Annotated in this window: 21 protein-coding genes; 12 read left to right on the top strand and 9 right to left on the bottom strand. The window is 61.9% G+C overall.

Translation table 11 applies throughout. The annotated features are described in order from the left end of the window. Positions 1-15: 15 nt before the first annotated feature. Together KCX70_RS13375 and KCX70_RS13370 are read right to left on the bottom strand one after the other, a co-directional pair. Positions 16-861, bottom strand: coding sequence for an AAA family ATPase (locus tag KCX70_RS13375; protein WP_021208613.1), 846 nt, complete (start codon positions 859-861; stop codon positions 16-18). A 137-nt stretch (positions 862-998) separates the two neighbouring features. After that, entirely contained in the window at positions 999-2,072 is a 1,074-nt protein-coding gene (locus tag KCX70_RS13370) for a DUF748 domain-containing protein (RefSeq protein WP_021208614.1), read from the bottom strand. Between the two features lie 140 nt (positions 2,073-2,212). Between KCX70_RS13370 and cysK the strand changes: the two genes are divergently transcribed. Both cysK and KCX70_RS13360 read left to right on the top strand, forming a co-directional pair. After that, a complete protein-coding gene (cysK, locus tag KCX70_RS13365; protein ID WP_021208615.1) occupies positions 2,213-3,187 on the top strand; it encodes a cysteine synthase A in 975 nt (324 codons plus the stop codon). Positions 3,188-3,507: 320 nt separating this feature from the next. Beyond that, positions 3,508-4,383, top strand: coding sequence for a DMT family transporter (locus KCX70_RS13360; RefSeq protein WP_212617841.1), 876 nt, complete (start codon positions 3,508-3,510; stop codon positions 4,381-4,383). Here the strand turns inward: KCX70_RS13360 and KCX70_RS13355 are convergent. Beyond that, positions 4,310-5,293, bottom strand: a complete 984-nt coding sequence (locus KCX70_RS13355) for a DMT family transporter (protein ID WP_212617840.1) — start codon at positions 5,291-5,293, stop codon at positions 4,310-4,312. The genes KCX70_RS13360 and KCX70_RS13355 overlap by 74 nt on opposite strands. Before the next feature lie 157 nt (positions 5,294-5,450). Between KCX70_RS13355 and aceK the strand changes: the two genes are divergently transcribed. Both aceK and KCX70_RS23470 read left to right on the top strand, forming a co-directional pair. Beyond that, the gene (gene aceK / locus KCX70_RS13350) at positions 5,451-7,175 is read left to right on the top strand and encodes a bifunctional isocitrate dehydrogenase kinase/phosphatase (protein WP_212617839.1); all 1,725 of its coding nucleotides are present in this window, start codon (positions 5,451-5,453) and stop codon (positions 7,173-7,175) included. Between the two features lie 103 nt (positions 7,176-7,278). Beyond that, positions 7,279-7,461 (top strand): PA1414 family protein, encoded by a 183-nt coding sequence (locus KCX70_RS23470; protein WP_392602290.1) that lies wholly within the window; start codon positions 7,279-7,281, stop codon positions 7,459-7,461. A 20-nt stretch (positions 7,462-7,481) separates the two neighbouring features. On the opposite strand, the gene KCX70_RS13345 is transcribed toward KCX70_RS23470, so the two are convergent. After that, the gene (locus KCX70_RS13345) at positions 7,482-8,153 is read right to left on the bottom strand and encodes a glutathione S-transferase (RefSeq protein WP_212617838.1); all 672 of its coding nucleotides are present in this window, start codon (positions 8,151-8,153) and stop codon (positions 7,482-7,484) included. 97 nt (positions 8,154-8,250) lie between these two features. Here KCX70_RS13345 and KCX70_RS13340 point away from each other — a divergent pair, with 97 nt between their 5' ends. Next, positions 8,251-8,841 (top strand): tRNA-uridine aminocarboxypropyltransferase, encoded by a 591-nt coding sequence (locus tag KCX70_RS13340; RefSeq protein WP_212617837.1) that lies wholly within the window; start codon positions 8,251-8,253, stop codon positions 8,839-8,841. Positions 8,842-8,855: 14 nt separating this feature from the next. On the opposite strand, the gene KCX70_RS13335 is transcribed toward KCX70_RS13340, so the two are convergent. After that, on the bottom strand, positions 8,856-9,257 hold the full coding sequence (locus KCX70_RS13335; RefSeq protein ID WP_021208621.1) for a YbaN family protein: 402 nt from the start codon (positions 9,255-9,257) through the stop codon (positions 8,856-8,858). A gap of 15 nt (positions 9,258-9,272) precedes the next feature. Next, positions 9,273-9,860, bottom strand: coding sequence for a YecA family protein (locus KCX70_RS13330; protein ID WP_021208622.1), 588 nt, complete (start codon positions 9,858-9,860; stop codon positions 9,273-9,275). Between the two features lie 229 nt (positions 9,861-10,089). Here KCX70_RS13330 and recQ point away from each other — a divergent pair, with 229 nt between their 5' ends. The 3 genes from recQ (at position 10,090) to KCX70_RS13315 (ending at position 15,038) form a co-directional block, all read left to right on the top strand. Further along, positions 10,090-12,213: a DNA helicase RecQ gene (gene recQ / locus KCX70_RS13325; RefSeq protein ID WP_212617836.1), complete on the top strand. Its 2,124-nt coding sequence runs from the start codon at positions 10,090-10,092 to the stop codon at positions 12,211-12,213. A 159-nt stretch (positions 12,214-12,372) separates the two neighbouring features. Beyond that, positions 12,373-12,810 (top strand): MarR family transcriptional regulator, encoded by a 438-nt coding sequence (locus KCX70_RS13320; RefSeq protein ID WP_021208624.1) that lies wholly within the window; start codon positions 12,373-12,375, stop codon positions 12,808-12,810. A gap of 281 nt (positions 12,811-13,091) precedes the next feature. Continuing rightward, positions 13,092-15,038, top strand: coding sequence for a FimV/HubP family polar landmark protein (locus KCX70_RS13315; RefSeq protein ID WP_212617835.1), 1,947 nt, complete (start codon positions 13,092-13,094; stop codon positions 15,036-15,038). Between the two features lie 33 nt (positions 15,039-15,071). On the opposite strand, the gene KCX70_RS13310 is transcribed toward KCX70_RS13315, so the two are convergent. Continuing rightward, positions 15,072-17,252 carry a patatin-like phospholipase family protein gene (locus KCX70_RS13310; RefSeq protein ID WP_212617834.1) on the bottom strand — a complete coding sequence of 727 codons (2,181 nt, stop codon included), beginning with the start codon at positions 17,250-17,252 and terminating at the stop codon, positions 15,072-15,074. Between the two features lie 72 nt (positions 17,253-17,324). Between KCX70_RS13310 and KCX70_RS13305 the strand changes: the two genes are divergently transcribed. Next, positions 17,325-17,609 carry a SelT/SelW/SelH family protein gene (locus KCX70_RS13305; RefSeq protein WP_021208627.1) on the top strand — a complete coding sequence of 95 codons (285 nt, stop codon included), beginning with the start codon at positions 17,325-17,327 and terminating at the stop codon, positions 17,607-17,609. A 48-nt stretch (positions 17,610-17,657) separates the two neighbouring features. On the opposite strand, the gene KCX70_RS13300 is transcribed toward KCX70_RS13305, so the two are convergent. Beyond that, a complete protein-coding gene (locus KCX70_RS13300) occupies positions 17,658-18,614 on the bottom strand; it encodes a LysR family transcriptional regulator (protein ID WP_212617833.1) in 957 nt (318 codons plus the stop codon). A gap of 120 nt (positions 18,615-18,734) precedes the next feature. Between KCX70_RS13300 and araD1 the strand changes: the two genes are divergently transcribed. Next, on the top strand, positions 18,735-19,730 hold the full coding sequence (gene araD1, locus KCX70_RS13295; RefSeq protein WP_212617832.1) for an AraD1 family protein: 996 nt from the start codon (positions 18,735-18,737) through the stop codon (positions 19,728-19,730). Positions 19,731-19,870: 140 nt separating this feature from the next. Next, positions 19,871-21,451 (top strand): aldehyde dehydrogenase (NADP(+)), encoded by a 1,581-nt coding sequence (locus KCX70_RS13290; RefSeq protein ID WP_212617831.1) that lies wholly within the window; start codon positions 19,871-19,873, stop codon positions 21,449-21,451. 134 nt (positions 21,452-21,585) lie between these two features. Here KCX70_RS13290 and KCX70_RS13285 read toward each other — a convergent pair whose 3' ends face one another. Continuing rightward, complete coding sequence (locus KCX70_RS13285) at positions 21,586-22,542, bottom strand: LysR family transcriptional regulator (protein ID WP_212617830.1); 957 nt, start codon at positions 22,540-22,542, stop codon at positions 21,586-21,588. Between the two features lie 151 nt (positions 22,543-22,693). On the opposite strand from KCX70_RS13285, the gene dctP reads away from it, so the two are divergent. After that, positions 22,694-23,713, top strand: a complete 1,020-nt coding sequence (dctP, locus tag KCX70_RS13280) for a TRAP transporter substrate-binding protein DctP (protein ID WP_102852031.1) — start codon at positions 22,694-22,696, stop codon at positions 23,711-23,713. Positions 23,714-23,732 lie beyond the last annotated feature (19 nt).

Here is a 23,732-nt window from a genome sequence, read left to right as displayed (position 1 = left end):
GGGGAGCCGCCGACGTCAACGACTGGCGCGACGACTCATGAACGCCAGACGCTCAAGCAACTGTACATCCTGCTCGTTCTTCACCAGTGCACCGGCCAGTGGCGGAATGGCGCGGGTCGGATCACGCTCGCGCAGCACCGCTTCGCCAATGTTGTCGGCCATCAACAGCTTCAGCCAGTCGACGAGCTCGCTGGTGGACGGCTTCTTCTTCAGGCCAGGGACCTTGCGCACGTCAAAAAACACATCGAGCGCTTCGGCGACCAGGTCCTTTTTGATGTTCGGATAGTGAACATCGACGATCTTCTGCAGCGTCTCGCGATCGGGAAACGCGATGTAGTGGAAGAAGCAGCGACGCAGGAAGGCATCGGGCAGCTCCTTCTCGTTGTTCGAGGTGATGATGATGATCGGCCGCTGCTTGGCCTTGATGGTTTCGTTGGTCTCGTAGACATAGAACTCCATCTTGTCGAGTTCTTGCAGCAGGTCGTTGGGGAACTCGATGTCGGCCTTGTCGATTTCATCGATCAGCAGGATGACCCGCTGTTCGGACTCGAAGGCTTCCCACAGCTTGCCCTTCTTGATGTAGTTGCGCACGTCGTGCACACGGTCCGAATCGAGCTGCGAATCACGCAGGCGACTTACCGCGTCGTACTCGTACAGGCCCTGATGCGCCTTGGTGGTGGACTTGATGTGCCAGGTGATCAGTTTCGCTCCGAAGGATTCGGCCAGCTGCTCGGCGAGCATGGTCTTGCCTGTGCCCGGCTCGCCCTTGACCAGTAGCGGGCGCTCCAGCGTGATGGCCGCGTTGACGGCGAGCTTCAGGTCGTCAGTGGCGACGTAGGACTGGGTACCTTCGAACTTCATCGGGATTTCCTTGGATTGGGCCTGGCACGCAGGCGCGTCATGTCTGGTTAGGCAAATGACTATAAGGGATGGGACATGGACTGTGAACGCGAGTGGATCATTCAGTCACTGAATGGGCGCGAGCTGTCTCCCATGTCTTACTCATCTTCCTCTCCCAACGACCGTTCGAAACGGGTGGAGAATGCCTCCACGAAGGCGTTGCGCAGGATCGCGATAAAGGCCTGGAACGGGCTGACCTCGGTATTCTTGGTGCTTCCAGAGAGCTCGACCCGCGTCGCGAACTGGTCCTTGCTCTGGTTCTGCAAGACTTCTTCGCTGCCGCCGACCACCGCTTCCCAGATGCCGCGAAAGAAGCCTTTGTCCTCGTTTTCGACATCCTGCTCGAAATTGAACACGTCGACGTTGTGAAGCAAGGGTTTGATATAGCCGGACAGTTGGCTGTCGTTGGCTTCGACCTCCATAACCAGGTCGCCGGTACCTCCGGCAAAATCGAAGTTTCCGTAGGCATTGCTGAAATCGTTCAGCTTGGTCAGGTCCACGTCGGTCACGCGCAGGTTCACCTTGAAGTCCTCCCAATCGGTGTACGGGTCGAAGCGGGCGGTGGCTTCCATCGGCGCGTGATTGAGGAATTTGGCCGTGCCTTCGAACGTCGCGACGCGACCCTGCCCACCGGCGGTATTGGTCAGGTTGTAGAGGCTTGCATTGATCGCATTGGCGTAGATGTGCACCTGTGGGTCGGCTTCGAAGTTACGAAATGACAGCTGGCCATCGGTTACGCGCAATTCGTTAAGGGTGAACGGCACCAGGTCTTCCAGCCGCTCGCGCCAGTCGACGCCTTCGCCGGTCTGCGAGTCGTCGGCCCCTTGGCCATCGACGAAATTCAGTTGCGGGTGCTCCAGCTGCACCTCTCCGACCAGCGCGTGATCCTCCCACAGCGCCCGCCAGCTCACGCCGATGTCGATCGTCGGTGCGGTGAAAAGTGGTGCCTGAACCCGCTCGTTCTTCTTCTCGATGAGGACGCCATCTGCCCGATAGGCTCCTCGCCACCACGCCAGGTCCACGTCGTCGACATGGCCGCGATACTCGCCCATGTCCGCCATCTTGTCGTTCAGGTAGTTAAGTACCAAGTACGGCAAAGCCAGGTGAGCGATCAGCAGGAGCAGGGCGATCGACAGCAGTATCCACAACGGCAGTTGGTAGCGTTTTTTCATGATGTGCCCGGTCTGGTCTGGAGTATCTGAAGGGCTTACCTGTGGGTGGACCCTGGCATGCGTCGGTGAGTTCGGCTGGACGAGCCAGGAGACAGCGCATAGGCTGATCAGTCCAGATTTTCATTTGCAGGGACACTGTCATGAGCCGCATCTTTGCTGACAATGCGCAGGCCATCGGGAACACTCCGTTGGTGATGATCAATCGGCTGGGGCCCAAGGGCGTCAGCATCATGGCCAAGATCGAGGGCCGTAACCCGGCTCACTCGGTCAAATGCCGGATCGGGGCCGCGATGATCTGGGACGCGGAAGAAAGCGGCCGTCTCAAGCCTGGCATGACCATCGTCGAGCCGACGTCTGGGAATACCGGCATCGGCCTGGCTTTCGTCGCGGCGGCGCGTGGCTACAAACTTATGCTGACGATGCCTGCCTCGATGAGTCTGGAGCGACGCAAGGTACTCAAGGCGCTTGGGGCCGAGCTGGTACTCACCGAGCCGGCCAAGGGCATGAAGGGCGCGATCGAGAAGGCCTCGGAAATCGCCGCGTCGAACCCCGAGCAATACTATTTGCCACAGCAGTTCGAGAATCCGTCAAACCCGGCGATTCATGAGAAGACTACCGGCCCGGAAATCTGGAACGACACCGAAGGCAACATCGATGTGCTTGTATCGGGCGTCGGCACGGGCGGGACCATCACCGGTGTGTCGCGTTATATCAAGAACACCAAGGGCAAGAAGCTCCTCAGTGTGGCGGTCGAACCGACCAGCTCACCGGTAATCACCCAGACCCTCGCCGGTGAGGAGGTCAAGCCCAGCCCGCACAAGATCCAGGGTATCGGGGCGGGGTTCGTGCCGAAGAATCTCGATCTCGCCATGGTCGACCAGGTTGAGCAGGTCAGCGATGAAGAGGCCAAAGCCATGGCGCTGCGCTTGATGCGAGAGGAAGGCATCCTTTGCGGCATCTCCTGCGGCGCCGCGATGGCGGCCGCCGTGCGCTTGGCCGAGCGCCCCGAAATGCAGGGCAAGAACATCGTGGTGATCCTGCCCGACTCCGGTGAACGCTATCTGTCCACCATGTTGTTTGCCGACCTGTTCGGTGAGCAGGAATTGCAGCAGTGATCCCCACCGCGCCGACGCTGCCTTGGCGAATCGGCGCGGTACACCTATAGTCAGTCTTCCCACCGCTTCGAGATCGGTATGAGCCACGTCTCTTGCAGCAGCGCCATCGATCAGGCCTGTCCAATTCCGGACGGCTCCATCCTGCCTGTGCTCATGCCGAATGCTCCGCTCTGTCATCCTGCGAGCCCACCACCGGGCGTTTTCCGGGCTCCGCCACCGCCACCCGCGCTGGCCTGAGTCACGCCGGTTCGCCGGCCTCCCGGTCACTGCGTCTGCCATTCGCTGGCGCAGTTTCGTATGCCCTATTCGAAGGTGGCAGGATGATGTTCTTTTCTCGTACCGCAGCGGTCGCGCACGCGACCACTGCTCTGTTCGTGTTGCTGTGGAGCAGCGGCGCAATCGTATCCAAGTTGGGCCTGGCATATGCATCGCCGTTTGCCTTTCTCTTGGTGCGCTTCCTAATCGCATTGCTGGCGGTGCTGGCCGTGACGAAGTGGGCGGCGTTGTCGCCGCCCGACAGGTGGGCGGCGCGCTGGCTGGCGGTAGTAACCGGCTTGGTGTTGCTGGGTAGCTATCAGATATTTTATCTGCTGGCCCTGGATCTACAGGTGACGCCGGGGGTCATGGCAACCGTGCTCGGTGTCCAGCCGATCCTCACGGCGGTGTTGCTGGAACGGAAGGCCTTGCGTCCACTGCGGCTGTTCGGTCTGTTGCTCGGTCTGGCCGGGCTAGTGCTGGTGGTCTACCAGAGCATAGGTGTGGGTGGGTTATCCGGGGCGGGTGTGGGCTGCGCCTTGCTGGCGCTGTCGAGTATCACCCTTGGCTCCATGCTGCAAAAACATGTTCAGGGCGATCCACTGCGCGCCATGCCTCTGCAGTACCTTGCCGGCCTGGCGCTTTGTTCGTTCGTCGCGACAACGCAGCCGTTGGACCTGACGCTTGAGCCGGGCTTCTGGCTGTCGGTGCTCTGGATGGGGTTAGTGATCTCGGTTGCAGCCACGCTGCTGCTGTACCGGCTGATCGCCAATGGCAATCTGGTCAACGTGACCAGCCTGTTCTATCTGGTGCCTGCGGTAACCGCCGTGATGGATTATCTAGTATTCGGCAATCGCCTGGCAGCGCTTAGTCTGGTTGGCATGGCGCTGATTGTGATGGGGCTCGTGCTGGTGTTCCGGCCGGTACCGGAGCGTTACTAGCCGCTTCGGCAGCAGGCGCCGCCACTGTGGCTGGCGTCTGCTTCAACACGAGCCAGAGCGCTACGGCAATCAATGCGCCGCCGTAAGCGTAGGCCCAGTCCAGTCGCTCGCCGAGAAACATAACCCCCCACAGCACACCGAATGGCGGAATGATAAAGGTCACCGTGAGGGTTCGGACCGGGCCGATGTCCGCCAGCAGGCGAAAATACAGAATGTAGGCGAAGGCCGTGCAAACGATGCCGAGCCCGGCAAGGCTGAGCCAGACGGAACCGGCACCCCAGGAGGCGGGCGGCGCGGTCAGCACGGAAAAGGCGAACAGGGGCAACAGGCACAGGACGGCGCCCGCCTGGCTGCCGAATGCGACCAGCTCGCTGCTGAGCCCGCCGTGTTGATTGATCCAGCGGCGGGTCAGGAAGCCGCCGAATCCGTAGCATGCGGTTGCGCCCAGGCAGGCGAGGGCGCCTATCAACAGATGAGCGTCGAAGGCGACGGGGCCGGTGCGGGTCAGCAGGGCCACGCCGCTCAGGCCAAACAGCACCCCGGTCAGCTTCGCCGCTGTAAGTGTTTCGGCAAAGAACAACGCTCCGATGATGACCCCCATCATGGGCGTGGTCGCGTTGAAAATGGCGGAGTAGCCGGTCGGCAGGTACTGGGCCGCCAGCGCGTAGAGTGCGAACGGAATGCCCGAATTGATCATGCCCAGAATCAGGCACAACTTCAGTTTCCCGCGGAAGTCCCAGCGGATCCGCATCGCCGCCAGGATGGCCAACAGGCCGACACACGCGAACGACACCCGTAAGAACGCGGTCGGGAAGGTTCCCAGCTCCGGCGCGATGATTCGCATGAATAGAAAACTGGCGCCCCAGATGGCGGCGAGACCAAGCAGACGAACGAGATCGAGAGGGCGCATGGGAGGCTCCAGTGATAGACGAAGGAGTGTTGGCGAGCGCCAGTCGCCTGGCAAGCCGATTCACGCTTTCAAACCGGGTCTCATGCCGTCGGGATGCTTTCCTTGGGTTCCGCCTCTGGCTAAGCTCGAGACTTCCGCCGTTGCCGAGACCAATTCAATGGGCCGTGTATCACCTGACGCCGAGATCGCCCGACAGATTCTGCTGGGCTTCGATGACTATCGAGAGCAGTTCCGATTGATCACCGAAGGCGCACGGGCTCGCTTCGAGCAGGCGCAGTGGCAGGACGCGCAACGAGCCTCGGCGGCCCGGATCAACCTGTACGAGCAGAAGGTCGCGGAAACGGCGGCCAACCTGCGTTCGATATTCGAAGCCGACGTCCTGCTCGACGTGGATCGCTGGCCGCTTGTGAAAAAGGCGTACATCGAACAGATCAACCCACGCTTCGATGATGAGCTATCCGAGACCTGGTACAACTCCATCTTTTGCACGCTGTTCAGCCACGACTGTATCAGCGACGGTACCATGTTCATCCACACGACCCGTCCGTCGAATCGTGCTCACGAGCGGATGGCCCAGATTCGCCGCTACCGGCCCGGCGGCGATCTGCACGGCATGCTTGCGCAGATCCTCACCGACTTCGCCTTCGCTGTGCCTTATGCGGACCGCAGCGGCGACCTGCGGCGGCTCGAGACTCAGCTGCAAATGGCTTTGCCCGATTGGGTGTGCAAGGACCCAGAGTTGACGGTGGAGCTGTTCTGCTCCGTGCTCTACCGCAACAAAGGTGCCTATCTGGTCGGCAGGATCTTCACTCGCGACGAGCAATGGCCGCTGGTGGTACCGCTGTTGCACCAGGAGGGTAAAGGCATCGTCGCCGATGCACTGATCACTGACGAGGCGGAAGTCTCGATCATTTTCTCGTTCACGCGCTCGTACTTCATGGTCGAGGTGCCGATTCCTGCGGATTTCATCAGCTTCCTCAAGCGCATCATGCCGGGTAAGCACATTGCCGAACTCTACACCTCGATCGGCTTTTACAAGCATGGCAAATCGGAGTTCTACCGCGCGCTGATCAACCATCTGGCCACCACTGATGACCGCTTCGTCATGGCGCCGGGTGTGCGCGGCATGGTGATGAGTGTCTTCACGCTGCCTGGGTTCAACACCGTATTCAAGATCATCAAGGATCGCTTCTCCCACGCCAAGAATGTCAGCCGTGCGACGGTCATCGAGAAGTACCGGTTGGTCAAGAGTGTCGATCGGGTAGGGCGAATGGCCGACACCCAGGAATTCGCCGATTTCCGCTTCCCCAAGGCCAAGTTTGAACCCGAGTGCCTTGCAGAGCTGCTGGAGGTTGCTCCGTCGACGGTCGAGGTGCAGGGCGATACGGTGCTGGTTCGTCACTGCTGGACCGAACGCCGGATGACGCCGTTGAACATCTATGTGGAAAATGCCAGCGAGCAGCAGGTCAAGGATGCGCTGGAGGATTATGGCCTGGCGATCAAGCAACTCGCGGCGGCCAATATTTTTCCCGGCGATATGCTGCTGAAGAATTTCGGTGTGACACGTCATGGCCGAGTAGTGTTCTATGACTATGACGAGATTTGCTTCCTAACCGAAGTGAACTTCCGGTATATCCCAGAGGCGCGTTATCCCGAAGACGAAATGGCGTCCGAGCCGTGGTATTCGGTCGGCCCGAACGACGTGTTCCCTGAAGAATTTCCGCGTTTCCTGTTCGCAGATCTGCAGCAGCGACGGCTGTTCGCCAAGCTGCACGGCGAACTCTATGACGCCAACTACTGGAAGGGCCTGCAGCAAGCGATAGGCGACGGTAAGGTGATCGACGTTTTCCCCTACCGGCGCAAGCCAGAGCCCGGACGATGAACGCTTGTACATTGTCCGGGTCGCATTTTATAGAGCCGAATGACGCGCACGGGGCCGAATAATCTGCAACATCTGGCGCAGGCGAGGCGGCATTTCTTGGGTTATGCTGAGCGCGAAGCCCATGGCTCCACCGACCCGTAATCAAGCAGGAGGGTTCATCATGAAAGCATGGCTCAGTAATGTGTGCTGGCAGCTGGCAGTGGCGCTTGGCTTCATCGAATCGCCTCGGTTGCAGCCGATCCGGGTCCGCGCCGAGCGAGACGATTCAGCATCTCGGAGACGCTGATCGGCTATCACGGGCGACATTCATCGCCCAGGCATCACCGGGCCGCCACGCGCTATGGCCTGCTGATAGGCGTGGCGCTCTCGTATCCGTTGGAGGAACGCGCTCAGACGCGGCCGGCTGGCGTCCAGTCCCGCGCGTGATTGGGCGGCTTCCAGCGGAAAACTCATCTGGATGTCGGCGGCGCTGAATTCGTCTCCGGCGAACCAGAGCGATTTCCCCAGTTCGCTCTCCATATAGTCCAGATGGAGCTTCAGCTGAGGGCCTATGAACGCTTTGTTGGCGCCGTTGGCAATCGCCCTGGCGACCGGCCGTACAAAGAACGGCATCGGCCCGTTGGCGACGCGGTCGAAAACCAGCTTGAGCAACAACGGGGGCATCGCCGAGCCTTCGGCGTAATGCATCCAATAGCGAAAGCGAAGATATTCAGACGATCCCGCAGGCGGGGCCAGTCGGCCGCTACCGTAGCGGTCGAGCAGGTACTCGAGAATCGCCGCCGACTCCGCCAGCGTCAGCTCACCATCGGTGATCACGGGGGACTTGCCGAGCGGGTGTACCTTCTTGAGTTCAGCCGGGCCCAGCATGGTTTGCCGATCTCGGGTGTAGAGCTTGATTTCATATGGCAGGTCAAGCTCCTCCAGTAGCCAGAGCACGCGCTGCGAGCGGGAATGGTCCAGATGGTGCAGGGTGAGCATCGTTGCAGCCTCTCGTTGTGAGCGTCGCGATCAGCTTAGCTCACCGTTACGTTTGCGCCGGATGTGGCAGACTTGCCGTTCTTGTCCGGGAGTATCCATGTCGCGCTCGCAATGTCCCCGTTGTCAGCGGCCGTCGAGTCATTGCTTGTGCGCTTTGATTCCGTCCATCACCAACGACACCGCCGTGTTGATCCTTCAGCATCCGAGCGAATCCGGGCATGCGTTGAACACGGCGCGTCTGGCCGCGCTCGGCCTGACCAATGCCGAACTGCGCATCGGAGAGCGGTTCGAAGACCTGCCGGCCGATGATGGTGTCGAGAACTATCTGCTATTTCCGGGGGAGCGGGCCATAGGCGTCTGTGATCTGGCGCAGGCGTCAGGGCCGTTGCGATTGATCGTTCCGGATGGCACCTGGCGCAAGGCTCGCAAATTGCTGCATCTCAATCCGGGCCTGGCCAGCCTGCCGCGTGCGACCTTGCCGGAAGGGCTGGTGTCGCGCTATCGGCTGCGCAAGGTGCCGATGCCTGGTGCTTTGTCCACACTCGAAGCGATAGTGACGGCGTTGAACCTGCTTGAGGGCGACCATCGTTTCGATGCGTTGTTGAAACCTTTCGACGCGATGATCGAGGCGCAGATTGCCGCGATGGGGGCTGAAGTGTTCCAGCGTAATCACGCTGGTACGAGATGACGGCTGGGAGTCGCCTAACGCGGTGGAAGCGTTTTCAGCCGGAGGATATAGATCGTCACCAGCGTAGCGCTGGTGAGCATGCCGGCCCGCGCCCAAGGCATGGGTACCAGCCAGCAGGACAGCGCGATGCTCAGCCACATGGCTATGATCGAGTAGACCTTTCCTTTCAGCGGCACTCCGTTGCCTTCCAGATAGTCCCGGAACCAGGGGCCGAGCCTGGGGTGCATAACCAGCCAGTCATAGAAGCGCCGTGAACTACGGACAAAGCACGCGGCGGCAAGCAGCAGGAAGGGAGTGGTGGGCAGGACCGGCAGGAAGATGCCGACCACCCCGAGCGCAACGCTTAACCAGCCCGTCCCCAGCAGCAGGTAACGTACCACCGGGTTGCGATACATCGGAATATCGCGGTGGGCCACGGCGGTAGTCCGGGGTCAGTGCTTGCGCGGCTTGAGAAGTGCCGGCTTCTCTTCGGGAGCATGGCAGATCAGGTACAGCGCGGTGAGTATCTCGGGGATCTGCGCGACCATTTCCTCGACCAGATCCCGGTCCGCGGCGATGTCGCTGAATTCCGGTTGCTCGTCGAACAGCCCCGAGCCGACCATGATCGGAAGCAGCAGCTCGCTTACTTCTTCTTCCGAATCTTCGAACCAGACCTCCTCGCGCATGAACACGCCTTCCATGAAGCCGATGCACCAGCCACGCAGGTCGGATTCGTCGGGCTCGTCGCCCATTTCCAGCTCGCATGGCAGTTCCATGTCTTCATCGCTGGCCAACTGTCGGGCGATATGCGCCTTGAGCTGGACCAGCGTCGCTTCGATGGCTTCGCGCTCGGTGTCGTCTGCGTATTTCGGCGGTTCGGCGAACAGCGCGTCGATCCACTCACGCTCGGGGACCGGCTCCGAACAGATGCACAGTGCGGTGAGGTAGCCGTGCGCGGCGATGTAATCGAGCGCCTCTTCGTGCAGATCATCTGCATCCAGAAACACTTGCAGGCGGGCGAGTTGCTCGGCGAATGACATCGATGACTACCTTGGATAGAGGACAGCAGTGATTCTAGACGAGCTACCAGCCCCCGGCTACCGCGCCGTGGTAACGCTGCGGTCGCGCCGGCTTTCAGCCCCTCGTCACAGACAGATGGAAGAATCGCCAAGGAGTTCCACCAGCGGCCGGTTATCGCCATGGGCGCTGTTGGCTCTGAACGGTGCGCCGGTGTGGCGTATACTCGCGCGTCTTGTTTCGGAGGCCGGCATGCTCGACCAGGCACAGCGCATTCTAAAAGACGTTTTCGGCTACGACGCGTTTCGTGGCAATCAGGGTGCGATTATCCAGCGCGTGGCCAACGGTGACGACGCGCTGGTGTTGATGCCGACCGGCGGTGGCAAGTCGCTCTGCTACCAGGTGCCTGCATTGCTGCGCGGCGGCCTGGCGGTGGTTGTGTCGCCGTTGATCGCGCTGATGGACGATCAGGTGGCCACGCTCGAAGAGCTGGGAGTTGCAGCGGCGGCGCTCAACTCGACCCTGACGGCCGACCAGCAGCGCGACATCGCCGATCGCCTGCGGCGCAACGAAATCAAGATGCTCTATCTCGCGCCCGAACGGCTGGTTCAGCCGCGTATGCTGGCGTTCTTGCAGCGCCTGGAGATCGGCCTGTTCGCCATCGACGAGGCTCATTGCGTCTCGCAGTGGGGCCACGATTTCCGTCCTGAATACCTCCAGCTCGGGCAGCTTGCCGAATTTTTCCCCAGCGTCCCACGCATCGCGCTGACCGCCACCGCGGACAAGCGGACGCGTGAAGAAATCGTCCAGCGCCTGCATCTGGAGAAGGCCGAGCGTTTCCTTTCCAGTTTCGATCGACCGAACATCTTCTATCGCATAGTACCGAAGGAGCAGCCACGCAAGCAGTTGATGGGGTTCCTGGCCGAGCGCCGTGGCGATGCCGGCATCATCTACTGCATGTCGCGCAAGAAGGTCGATGACATCGCCGCCTTCCTTACTGAGCAGGGGTTTCCGGCGCTGCCTTACCATGCCGGGTTGCCGAACGATCTACGGGCTTTTCATCAGAAACGCTTCCTCAACGAGGAAGGCCTGATCATGGTGGCGACCATCGCTTTCGGCATGGGGATCGACAAGCCGAACGTGCGCTTCGTCGCCCATCTGGATTTGCCCAAATCGCTGGAAGCCTACTACCAGGAGACCGGCCGCGCGGGTCGGGATGGGCTGCCCGCCGACGCCTGGATGGCGTACGGCTTGCAGGATGTGATTTTCCTCAAGCAGATGCTCAATAACTCCGAAGGTGACGAGCGGCACAAGCGCATCGAGCAGCACAAGCTCGACGCCATGCTCTCGCTATGCGAAGAAACCCGCTGTCGCCGTCAGGTGCTCCTGGCCTATTTCGACGAGCAGATGCCCGAGCCCTGCGGGCATTGCGACAACTGTGTCGACGGCGTGCAGACCTGGGACGCCACCGAGCCGGCGAGGCAAGCGTTGTCGGCCATCTACCGCAGCGGCCAACGCTACGGTGTGGGCCATCTGGTCGACATCCTGCTTGGACGCGACAACGAGAAGATCCGTAGCCTCGGACATCAGCACCTGTCGGTATTCGGAATCGGCAAGGCGCTCTCGGAAGGGGAATGGCGCTCGCTGTTCCGTCAATTGGTCGCGCGCGGGCTGGCTGATGTAGATCTGGAGGGATTCGGCGGGCTGCGCCTCAGCGATACCTGTCGCGCCCTGTTACGCGGTGAGGTGACCCTGGAGCTGCGTCGCGAATTGGCGGTGAAGGCACCGAAGTCGTCGGCCAGTGCTGCGAGCCAGCTGGTGCGTAGCGAGGAGCGCGAAACCTGGGAGGCGTTGCGCACCCTGCGCCGCAAGCTGGCCGAAGAGCACGGGGTCCCGCCATATGTGATTTTCCCCGACGCGACGCTTCTGGAAATGCTTCGCAGCCAGCCGGGATCGCTCAGCGACATGGCGCGCATCAGCGGCGTTGGTGCGCGCAAGCTGGAACGCTACGGCCAGGCCTTCCTGGAAGTGCTGCAAGGCACGGCAAGCGCTCCCCAATCGCCGGCAGATATCCGCCATGAACTGATTACGCTGGCCCGTGCCGGCATGACGCCCGTGCAGATCGCTCGCCAGCTCGACTGCAGTGAAAAGAACGTTTACGCCATGCTTGCCGAAGCCATCGGTCAGCAGCAGCTCAGCCTGGAGCAGGCACTGGATCTACCCGAGGCCTTGCTGGAAGAAATTCAGGAAGCCTTTCTCGACGGTGAAGGGGAGCTGCCCCCTGTGGCGGCCGTTGCCGAGCATTTTGCCGGCCGGGTTCCTGAAGCCGTGTTGTTCTGCGTACGCGCGTCGCTTCAGGCCGAGTTCGAGTTATGAGGCCTGGCAGTGCGACGCAATGCCGCTTGGCTTGTTCGCCGCCCTGTCTAGCCCGGCGTCCTGCAACACAGCGTAACGTACCCGGGCGAAGGTAGCCTTGCCAGGGTTCCGGAGCTGTGATTAGCTCGCTAATTATTAGTTTTTCGGAATCGTCATTCCATGTACCCCGAGCAACACCGATTCGCCATGCAGCTGGCGCAATTGTCGCGTGGCTGGCGCGCCGAGCTGGATCGGCGGCTGGCTGACCTTGGCCTTTCCCAGGCACGGTGGCTGGTACTTCTGCACCTCGCCCGTTTCGATCACGACCCCAGCCAGCGTGAGCTTGCTCAGAGCGTAGCGGTGGAGGGGCCTACCCTGGCGCGACTGCTGGACAGTCTCGAAGCACAAGGCCTGGTGCATCGCCAGCCGGCGCCTGGCGATCGCCGGGCCAAGCTCATCACCTTGGGTGCGCCAGCGCGTCCGCTGATTCAGCGGATCGAGGCGATATCAACGCAAGTGCGTGAGGAGCTGTTCGAAGGCATCGACGATGACGACCTGCGGATGTGCCAACAGGTGCACGAACGTATCCTGGCCAATCTCGGCCGCGTCAAAGGCTAACTGCCGCGCCCACCGTTACGACACCTATCGGCTCGGTCGGCAAGGGCGTCGAGGCAGTCGGGCTTCGGTACGCAACCGTCTGGTTTCCGGCGCAATCGGCGGCATGTCGTTCGTCTTTTGACGCTAGGCTTGTATTTGCGATTGATGGCACAATGCCTTTACGCGCATAGCCGACGAATAGCATCAATCTTTTCCCGTTCCCGTCGATAACCGCGTCACAGTTCAGTCATCGAACAGTGGGCGGGCGACCAAAGCGCCGCGTGCCACTTGTGGAGATCGCCATGGCACTAGGTCGTCGAGTCTTGTTAACAGTGGCATCCAGTTCGCTGATCTATTCGGGCATGGCGTCCGCGTTGGGAATGGGGGACATCACGCTTCACTCCGCTCTGAACCAGCCGCTGGCCGCTGAAATCGATCTGCTGGATGTGGGCAACCTGTCCAGCGACGAGATCCGCGTCGTGTTGGCGTCGAGCAGCGATTTCGCCCGGGTAGGTATCGAGCGGCCGGTCTTTCTGCAGGACCTGAGCTTCACACCGGTCATTGACGGCAGCCGCAGTCGCATTCGCGTCGTCTCGAACAAGCCGGTCCGTGAGCCCTACTTGAATTTCCTGGTGGAGATCACTCGCGCCAAGAGCCGTCTGTTGCGTGAGTACACCGTCCTGCTGGATCCGTTACCGAGCATGCCTGAGCCAGCCCGCAACCTGGCCGACGCGATTCCCGCAGCCGTCGTATCGCCTGTACCTGCCGAGCCTGCGCGCTTCGTGCCGCCCGCCGAGCTGCCGCAGGCCGCGCAAGGCAAGCGCCACCAAGTGGCCAGCGGCGAGAGTCTGTGGACCATTGCGGGACGCTATGCAGGCAGCACGAGGGCTTCACGCGCCCAGTTCATGCGTGACATCCAGGCGTTGAATCCAGAAGCTTTCCTCGGTGGCGACGCCGCGCGGCTCAAGTCGGATGCGAACCTGCTACTGCCGGATGCCGCCGAGCGAGCGGCACCAATGGTTGTCGAAGCCGCGCCTGACTTGGCTGATGCAGGCCAGTTGCAGGCGGCTGTCGAGCCGATCGATCGAAGCCCGTCGATTCCCGAGCCCAAGCCCGCAGAAGATGAACTGGCAGCCCTGCGTCGTCAGTTTTCCGAAGAGCTGGCAGCCAGCCGCGAGGAGAACCAGCAGCTCAAGCAACTGTTGAGCGATATGCGTCTGGAGCTGAACACGGTCAGCGCGCAACTGGCCGAGCGGGAGCGCTCGCAGGTGGTCACGGCACAGCCGAGCGAACAGCCGGCGCCGGCCGAAGCAGAGCGCATTCAGCCGGTCGTCGAGCCAAATACTCCGGCCCCTGTATCGTTCAAGTGGCAAGACTGGGCGCTGCCAGGAGGCGGGATCTTGATTGCCCTGTTGCTTGCCGGTCTGTGGCTTGGTCGCCGTAACAAGCCGGAAGCCGAGTCTGTTGACGTCGTAATGCCGCCCGCGGGGACCAAGCCGGTGGGCGCCAGGCCCATGAGTACGACAGCGCCGGTGGAGATGCCGCGCCAGCCTGCACAGGCCTCGGTGAGTGAAACCGATGCGCTCGAGGCGGCCGACATCTACCTTTCCTACGGTCGTCGTGACGAGGCCATCGACGTATTGCTGCGCGGTATCGAGCGGGCTCCCGAGCGGCTCGACTATCGCTTGCGCCATCTCGGGCTATTGGCCGAAACAGGCGACGTCGACGGATACGTTGCGTCCGCGGCGGACTATCTGAAAACCGGCGGCAGTCGCCTACAGCTGGATCAGCTACTGGCACTGCACCCGGCGCTGGCAGCGGCGGTTTCACCGATTGCACCGATTGCACCGATTGCTGAGCCTATGCTGGATCCGGACGTTACCTTCGTGTTGGAGCAAGCCTCGGCGGTGCTACCGAGCGATCCGGTGGTCGCGTCGGTCGAGGCTGCGTCTGAAGCCACGTTCGCCGACTCGCAGCCGTGGCTGGATGACTTCGATGAGGAGATGCTCACCATCGGCGAGCTGCCCAGCCTGCTCGAAGGTGCGCAGAGCTTCGACTCGATGCCGTCGGCCGAGGAGCTGCGCCAGCTGGAGCCTAACCCGGAGCATCTGGTTCGCCTCAACCAGGCCGTCGCCTACATCAAGCAGGGTGACATGGACACCGCTTGCGTGATTCTCGAGAGCCTCGCCACCGAAGGCGACGAGCAGCAGCGCCGGCAGGTAAACGAGCTGCTCGCCAGGATCGCCTGAGCCCGGCAACCCCGCGATGAATGGAGCGCCGGATCAGAAGCTGCGCCCCAGATTCATGTACAGCGCCCGCTCGGCTTCGTCGTTCAGCCCGTAACTGAAGTTGAGCGGGCCGAGCGGCGTCTCGTATCCGATGAAGACGCTACCGGCATTGATATAGCCACTGTCGAACGCGTTGTCGTTGTTCCAGACGCGCCCGCGTTCCAGTGAAGCGCCCACGTAGAGCGGAAAGTCCAGCGGCAGGAACGAGCGTGGTGTCAGCCGGCGGAAGTAGATCAAGCGGCCCAGGCTGACGTTCTGACCGGACAGGGCATCCTGGCGGAATCCCGATAACTGCCGTGCGCCACCGAGCAGGAAGCTCGAGGTCACGATGTCGGCATCGTCGAGCGTGCGACCGTAGCGAGCGCCGAATACCAGCGAATCGAGGCCGAAGCTGACGGCCTTGTCCAGCCGCAGTTCCCATTGGCGATAACGTGCATCGGAGCCCAGGCTCGGGTCGTACTGGCGCAAGGTGATGCCGATGTCCTCGCCCTCGCGGGGGAAGTCGACGTTGTCCACGGTGTCGAATGAATAGCGAAGCTGGTAATAGCCTTCCTTGAAGGAATAGTCCGGCAGCGCCTGGTCACCCACCCGTACGTCCGCCTCGCCCCAGGCCTGGCCGATGCCAAAGCGGAACTCGCCGTTGTTGGCGATCTGCCGACCCAGGTCCAATCCGTAGCCATAACGCTGCAAGCGATAGTCGGCGATGGGGTCGTTGTCGATGATCGCCTCGACGTTCTGTGCTTCGGCAAACAGGTTGGGCGCAACGAACCAACGCGAACCGGCGTCCAGCGGTTGATAGAACTCGCTGAAAAGCTCCTGGTGATCGCCCAGCTGCAGCCGGGTCAACCATTCGGCGCCGAGCTCGTTGATACCGTTCTTGCGAAAGCTGGCGCCGATATTGAACGCACTGCTGCCGCGGAAATCGTCGGAGAGATTGATGCCCAGGCGCAAATAGTCCGTGCCTGAGCGCTTCTCCCGGGTGGTAATGACCAGCGTATTGCCCTGCTTGCCATGTACGACGCGGTATTCGACCTGTTCGAAGTAATCCAGCCCGTACAGCGTGCCCATGTCTTTCTGCAGCCCCTGCAGATCCAGGCGCTCGCCTACCTGCTGACGTATGTACCGGCGGATCACCGCGTCGCCGACCTTCGAGTTGTTCTCGATGCGTACCGCGCTGATCAGCGGCGAGCGGGGTTCGGCCGAGCGGGCGAGACTGAGCGCAAGGTTGCCGCCGCTTTCCTGGCGCATGGCCTGCAGCCGGCCTTCCAGCGCGTTGGCGGCCCGATACCCGGCGTCGATCAGTTGCTCCGCCCGGCCGAAGTCGGTCGCACCGAAGCCGGCCAGCATCGGCTGTACCAACAGGTCTTCGGCGCGCAACGTCTCCAACTGCGCCTCGGAGTTGCGTCGGGTCATCATGGTGATCGACTGGTTGAGCACGTCGACCACCGTCAGCAGCTGTTCGCGAGGTAGAAGCGGTGTGCCGATATCCACCACGATCAGCCGGTCGACGCCCATCTCACGCGCGACATCCATGGGAATGTTGTCCACCATGCCGCCGTCGACGAGCAGCCGACCGTTGACCTCCACGGGCGCGAATACTGCTGGGATGGACATGCTGGCGCGAATGGCCTGGGGCAGGTGACCACTGCGGAACACGACCTTCTGATCGTTGGCGATATCGGTCGCGACCGCGCGAAACGGAATCGGCAATTGGTCGAAATCGCGTGTATCGCTGGCATGTACCAGCAAGCGCTCGAGCAGCAGCGCCAGGTTCTGCCCCTGGATCACGCCTAGGGGGAGCCCGAGGCTGCCATCGTCGCGGAAACTAAGCTTGCGCTTGACCAGGAAGTCGCGGTCGTCCTGCTTGCGGCGAAAGGGCACGTCCTGGCGCGCTGGATCGTCGGACAACACCTGCTGCCAGTCCAGGCTGCCGGCCAGCTGTTCCAGTTCTTCGACGCTGTAGCCGGCCGCGTAGAGCCCGCCGATCACCGCACCCATGCTGGTGCCGGCAATCGCGTCGATGCGCACGCCGTGCTCTTCCAGAGCCTTCAGGACACCAATATGTGCGAGCCCGCGTGCGGCGCCGCCAGAAAGAACCAGCCCGGTGGTGGGCTGGGAATCGGCAAACCCTGGTAGCGGCATCAGGAGGATCAGCAGCAACAATAGACGGGACATGGGCAACACCGGCGGGACGACTGCGAAATGGCGGCTATTATAGGCGTCCCGCCAGCCCCGGAGCGCTCCGTCATGCCCGATACCAAGCCCGAGATCGTGATCACCTACTGCACCCAATGCCAGTGGCTGCTTCGCGCGGCCTGGCTGGCACAGGAGCTGCTGTCGACGTTCGGCGAGGACCTGGGCAAGGTCTCGCTGGTGCCGGCCAGTGGCGGCACCTTTCACATCGATTGCAACGGCAAGCAGATTTGGGAGCGCAAGCGCGACGGCGGATTTCCCGAAGCCAAGGAACTGAAGCAGCGGGTTCGCGACGAGATCGATCCGCAGCGGGACCTCGGGCATAACGACAAGCGCTGACGGCTCAGAGGCTACGACCGGTCATCAGCTGTCGGACCTTGAATCGCTTCAGCCTATGCGTGGCTCGGCAGTCGCGGCCGCGTCGCTTTCGCTTTGCAATTCTTCGAGCAACAGCCGCGCTGCGGGAGACAGGCTGCTGCCATGCCGGGCTATCACGCCGTAGGGTTCGCTGCGCGATTGCAGCTCGAGCGGCAGCCTGCGGATCATGCCGAAGCGCTCGCTGAAGCGGGCGACCGATAGCGGCATTACCGCGACCAGCTCCGGGTCCTCCTGCAACAGGCTGAGCGTGGTGAAGGTGGAGGCGGTTTCGACCGGGTAGCGGGGGAACTCAAGGCTCGCTTGGCTGAATTCGCGCTCCAGCAGTTGGCGCATCGGCATGTTCGCCGGATAAATGACCCAGCGATAACCGCTCAGATCCTCCAGGGACAGCTTCGGCGAATCGGCCAGCGGATGGTCTGGATGCGCAGCGACCGCCAATTGCTCTTCGTGCAGGGTCAGGCAGTCATAAGCGTCCGGGCGCCGGCTGACGCTGCTCCGGCAGATCGCCAGGTCCAACCGGCCCTCATCGATCATCGCAAGCAGGCGGGCGCTGGTGTCTTCGACGATCTCCACCGACAGCTCCGGCTGCTTGCGCCGCAGCCGGCCCAGCGCACGCATCAGTAGTGGAACGGCACCCATGATCACGCCCACCGAGAGGCGGCCGCCATGCCCCTGAAGGATGCCGACCATTTCTTCGCGCAAGTGCGCCAGGTCGCTCTGGATCAGCCGCGCATAACGGATGACGCAACGCCCCAGATCGTTGGGCTGCAACCCTTGGCTGCTGCGGGTGAACAGCTCGGCGGCAAAGGTCGTTTCGATTTCATGCAACGCCTTGGTCGCACCGGGTTGGCTGATCGACACCTGCTCGGCTGCACGGTGCAGCGAGCCCTGTTCGTCGAGCGCGATGAGAAGACGCAGCTGCTTGAGCCGCAGGCGGGAGACGATGGAGGGCAGGGCAGCGATCATGGGGATGACTGGAAGTTATCACTCAATCAGAAGCTTTCATTAGGCACCACCTACCGTGCTTTTTAAAGTGGCTGCAGCAGATGCCTGCGGTTGCGGGCCCTTATAAGAAGAGGAAGCCTCATGCGGTTGATTCAATTCGAGAACGAACAGGGCCAGCGTCAGGTCGGTGTAGTCGATGGTGAGCGTCTCGACGTGGTGCGTGGAGCGCGCAGTACACGCGAGCTGGCGCTGGCTGCGATACGTAACGGCAACAGCCTGGTCGCACAGGTCGACGCTCAGGGCTGCGATGCCGGTCCCTCGTATCGCCAGTTACTGGACAGCGGCCGCGTGCTGCCTCCGCTGGACCATGAGGACCCCGCGCATTGCCTGGTCAGTGGTACCGGCCTGACTCATCTGGGCAGCGCTTCGACCCGCGACAAGATGCATCAGCAGGTCGAGCAGGCGGAGGAAAAGGTCACCGATACGATGCAAATGTTCCGCTGGGGCATGCAGGGCGGAAAGCCGCAGCCGGGGACCGTAGGGGCGCAGCCCGAGTGGTTCTACAAGGGAGATGGCAGCATCGTGGTTCGTCCGGGTGCGGATTTTCCAGCACCCGATTTTGCCGAGGACTTCGGCGAAGAGCCCGAGCTGACCGGTCTTTACGTGATTGGCGATGATGGCCAGCCATACCGGCTCGGTTTCGCCCTCGGCAACGAATTCTCCGACCATGTGACCGAACGCAAGAACTACCTGTACCTGGCCCACTCCAAACTCAGATTCTGCTCGTTCGGACCCGAGCTGCGGATTGGCGAGCTGCCAGCGAACCTGGCGGGCGTCAGTCGTATCCACCGGGCCGGCGAGTTGTTGTGGGAAAAGGAGTTTCTGTCAGGCGAAGAGAACATGTGCCACAGCCTGGAGAATCTCGAATACCATCACTTCAAGTACGCTCAGTTCCTGCGTCCCGGTGATGTTCATGTGCATTTCTTCGGCACGGCCACACTGTCATTCGCGGACGGTATCAAGACGCAACCGGGCGACCAGTTCGAGATCAGCCTCGATGCCTTCGGTGCGCCCCTGCGCAATGGCATCGCCATCCGCCGGGGCGGTATCAAGGCCGGCGGGGTCAAGGCGCTCTGAACCGGAGCCGAGCACCTGAGCTGTCATACGTGGCGAACCGCTGACCGAGCCGTCGAGGCCGATCCTGTTCGCCGCGGGCCGTCGGCCATCCTCCGCACGTCATGCGGAGCCCCTGAACAACAGGTAGAGGAGATATTTCCATGTCCGCCATTCTCGGCCACAACTACATAGCGGGTGATCGCAGTGCTGCCGGCACCCAAAAGCTGAAAAGTCACGATGCCACCAGCGGCGAAGCGCTGCCGTTCGAATTCGTACAGGCGACGCAAGACGAGGTGAATGCTGCCGCCGAAGCCGCTGCCGCCGCCTACCCAAGTTACCGTGCCTTGCCGGCTGAACGGCGCGCCGTATTTCTCGATGCCATCGCTGACGAGCTAGACGCGCTGGGCGACGACTTCGTAGCGCTGGTCTGTCAGGAAACCGCGCTGCCGGCCGGGCGCATCCAGGGTGAGCGCGGGCGTACCAGCGGGCAGATGCGACTGTTCGCCAAGGTGCTGCGCCGTGGTGATTTCTACGGGGCGCGTATCGATCGCGCGCTGCCGGAGCGCAAACCGTTGCCGCGTCCCGATCTGCGTCAGTGCCGCATGGGGCTCGGTCCGGTCGCTGTATTCGGTGCCAGCAATTTCCCCTTGGCGTTTTCCACGGCCGGTGGTGATACCGCTTCGGCATTGGCCGCCGGTTGCCCGGTCGTGTTCAAGGCCCACAGCGGCCACATGGCCACTGCCGAACGGGTTGCCGACACGATCCTGCGTGCTGCCGAGAAAACCGGCATGCCCAAGGGCGTGTTCAACATGGTTTACGGTGGCGGTGTCGGTGAGTGGCTGGTCAAGCACCCGGCGATCCAGGCGGTCGGTTTCACCGGCTCGTTGCGCGGTGGCCGTGCGCTGTGCGACATGGCAGACGCACGTCCGCAGCCGATCCCGGTGTTCGCCGAGATGTCCAGCATCAATCCGGTGCTGGTCTTGCCGCAGGCGTTGAAGGCCCGCGGCGATGCCATTGCCAACGAGCTGACCGCGTCCGTGGTGATGGGCTGCGGCCAGTTCTGCACCAATCCCGGCATGGTAATCGGCATTCGCTCGCCGGAGTTTTCGTCGTTCCTCGAACAGCTCACCGGCTTCATGTCCGAGCAGCCCGCGCAGACCATGCTCAATGCCGGTACGCTGACCAGCTACTCCAAGGGCCTGGAACATCTGCAGGCGCACCCGGGCATCATCCACCTGGCCGGCGCCACGCAGGAGGGCAACCAGGCGCGGCCGCAGTTGTTCAAGGCCGACGCGCAGTTGCTGATTGACGGAGACGAACTGCTGCAGGAGGAGGTCTTCGGGCCCACCACGGTGGTAGTGGAAGTCGCCGACAAGGCGGAGTTGATTCGTGCATTGCATGGCTTGCGCGGCCAGCTCACTGCGACCTTGATCGCAGACGAAGCGGACTTGAGCGACTTCGCCGATCTCACCGCGGTCCTGGAACAAAAGGCCGGGCGCTTGCTGCTCAACGGCTACCCGACCGGCGTAGAGGTCTGCGACTCGATGGTTCACGGCGGACCGTACCCGGCGACTTCCGATGCGCGCGGCACTTCGGTGGGAACCCTGGCGATCGACCGCTTCCTGCGGCCTGTCTGCTATCAGAACTTCCCCGAAGCACTGCTACCCGAGGCGCTGAAAAATGCCAATCCGCTGGGTATCAACCGCCTCGTGGATGGCGAAGTGACGCGGAGCGCGATCTAGCTCGACCTGATGGCTGGTGTGCCGCATCAGCCGAACGACCATCTGGAGTGGCCTGTCAATGCACTCCAGATGGCATTCCGCGAGTTGCCCGGCGGCTTGAGTTCGAGACGGCGTTTGGCAGATCTCGGTTGGCGTTATGTCAGCGCCGTCCGCTGGGCGACATCCCGTAACAGCTCCAGCACGTTGCGTGCGGCGGGGGAAAGCAGCCGCTGGTCCTTGGTGATGATGCCGAAATCCATCAAACCCTGATTCAGGTCAATGTCGATGCTGGAGTCGACTTCGATCTCGGCGAGCATGCCATAACGTGCATAGTGCGCCAGCACATCGCGCGGCAGCACGGTCAGCATGTCGTTCTTCTCCACCAGGGTGGTGACCATCAGCAGGTTTTCGGCGTTGACCACCTTGGTTGGCGGGCGCATGCCGACACGCTGGAACAAGCCATCGAATTCCTGACGCAACACGCTGCCGGCCGGCGGCAGTACCCAGTCGGCGGCGTTCAGCTCGGCGCGGGACATCGGCCCCTGGATCAGTCCTGCCCTCGCACAGATCCGCAGGGGTTCCTTGGCCAGCGGTTCGAAACGCAAATCATGCTGCTGGCTCCCGGCAAAGAAGCGTGCGACCAGAAAGTCCAGTTCGCCATCGTCGAGGATCGCCATCAGATCACGGCTCGAGCCAGTCCGGATGCTCAGTTCCAGGCTCGGGAAGCGCTGCTTGGCGCGGCCCACCACCTCCGGCAACAACTCAGCACAGGGCGTGAGGATGGTGCCGATCCGGACGTGACCCTGCTGCCCTTGGCGCAGCGCGTCGACTTCGCTGTAGACGTTGTCCAGGGTGTTCTGCAGGCGTCTGGCGTGGCGAATCATGGTCTCGCCGTACAGCGTCGGGACCACGCCTCTGGCATGTCGCTCGAAAAGCGCGACGCCAAGCCCGTCTTCCAGCTCCTTCAACAGCTTAGAAATGGCCGGCTGGGAGATCCCCAGCCCTTCGGCGGCGCGATTGAGGTTGCCGGTGTCGCCTAGCGCCACCAGCAAAGGGATGTGGCGGTTCTTCAGACGAGCCCGAACGAACCAGTTGCTGTTGATCGGCTTCATGTTGGGTATATCCGTTTGCGTATAGGTGCGGCGAGATTTTGTATTTGTTGATGATGGCTGCGCTCTTTAATCTTTTCAACAGCGGGACAGGCAACAAGAAGCACTGTCACCGCGGCCGAGATGCCGAATAACAATAAGTGGAGAGGCAACCATGCAACCGAGTATTCCCCGTGCCGGTCTTGTCCTTGCGGCGAGCCTGATCCTTACCTCCGGCAGTGTCGCCGCTGCTCAGGACTGGAAGTTCCAGATCAACGTCAACGCGGGCGACGATGAGTACCGCATCGCCCAGCAATGGGCCAAGAGCGTTGGCGAAAAAACCGGCGGTGAGATCAACATCGAAGTTCTGCCCACCGGCACCATCGTCGGTAACAACGAGACGCTGGATGCGGTCGGCGCCGGCATCATCCAGGGCCATATCACCGACCCAGGCTATTTTTCAGGCAAGAATCCGGCGTTCGCGGTGTACGGCAACATGGTGGGCGCCTGGAGCGGCCCGGCGCCGTTCCTCGACTACATGCGCAATGCGGGCGGGGAGGCGGGCTACAACCGCCTGGTCGAGCCCTACAACGTTCACCTCATTCGCGCCGGTGCCGTAGGCGCCGAGTCGCTGATCAGCAAGCGCAAGATCGAGAGCCTCGATGACCTCAAGGGGCTGAAGGTGCGCGCGCCGGAAGGCATGGTCTCCAACATCTTCAAGCTGGTCGGTGCGGCACCGGTGAATCTGCCGACTTCCGAGGTGTACACCGGGCTGGAAAAAGGTGTGATCGACGCGGCCGATTACACGGTGTTCTCCACCAACTACCAACAGGGCTATCACAAGTACGCGCCGTTCGCCGTGTATCCCGGCTTCCACTCGATGCCGATGAAGGACATTTCGGTCAACAAGGCGCTGTGGGACGAGCTGTCGCCTGAGCAGCAGAAGATTCTCGAAGACTCGGTCGATGCCTTCACCGAGCAACTGGTCAGCGATCTGCAGAAGAAAGACGAGGAGCAGGTGGCGCTGGCCAAGCAGAAGGGCGACGTGACTCTGACTTCGCTTTCCGAGGGCGAGCTGAAGAAGTTCCGTCAGTCCGCCCGGGACGAGTGGTCGCGCTGGCGTGATCGCAGTCCCCAGGCCAAGGAGGCGGTGGATTCGATCCAGACCTATCTGCAAGACAAGGGAATGCTCTAGGTCGCCATTCGCGACACCC

Source organism: Stutzerimonas stutzeri (genome assembly GCF_018138085.1).
GTDB classification, from domain to species: Bacteria; Pseudomonadota; Gammaproteobacteria; order Pseudomonadales; family Pseudomonadaceae; genus Stutzerimonas; species Stutzerimonas stutzeri_AI.
The sequence above is the reverse complement of the archived record's forward strand: the minus strand, read 5'-3'. Positions and strand labels throughout refer to the sequence as shown.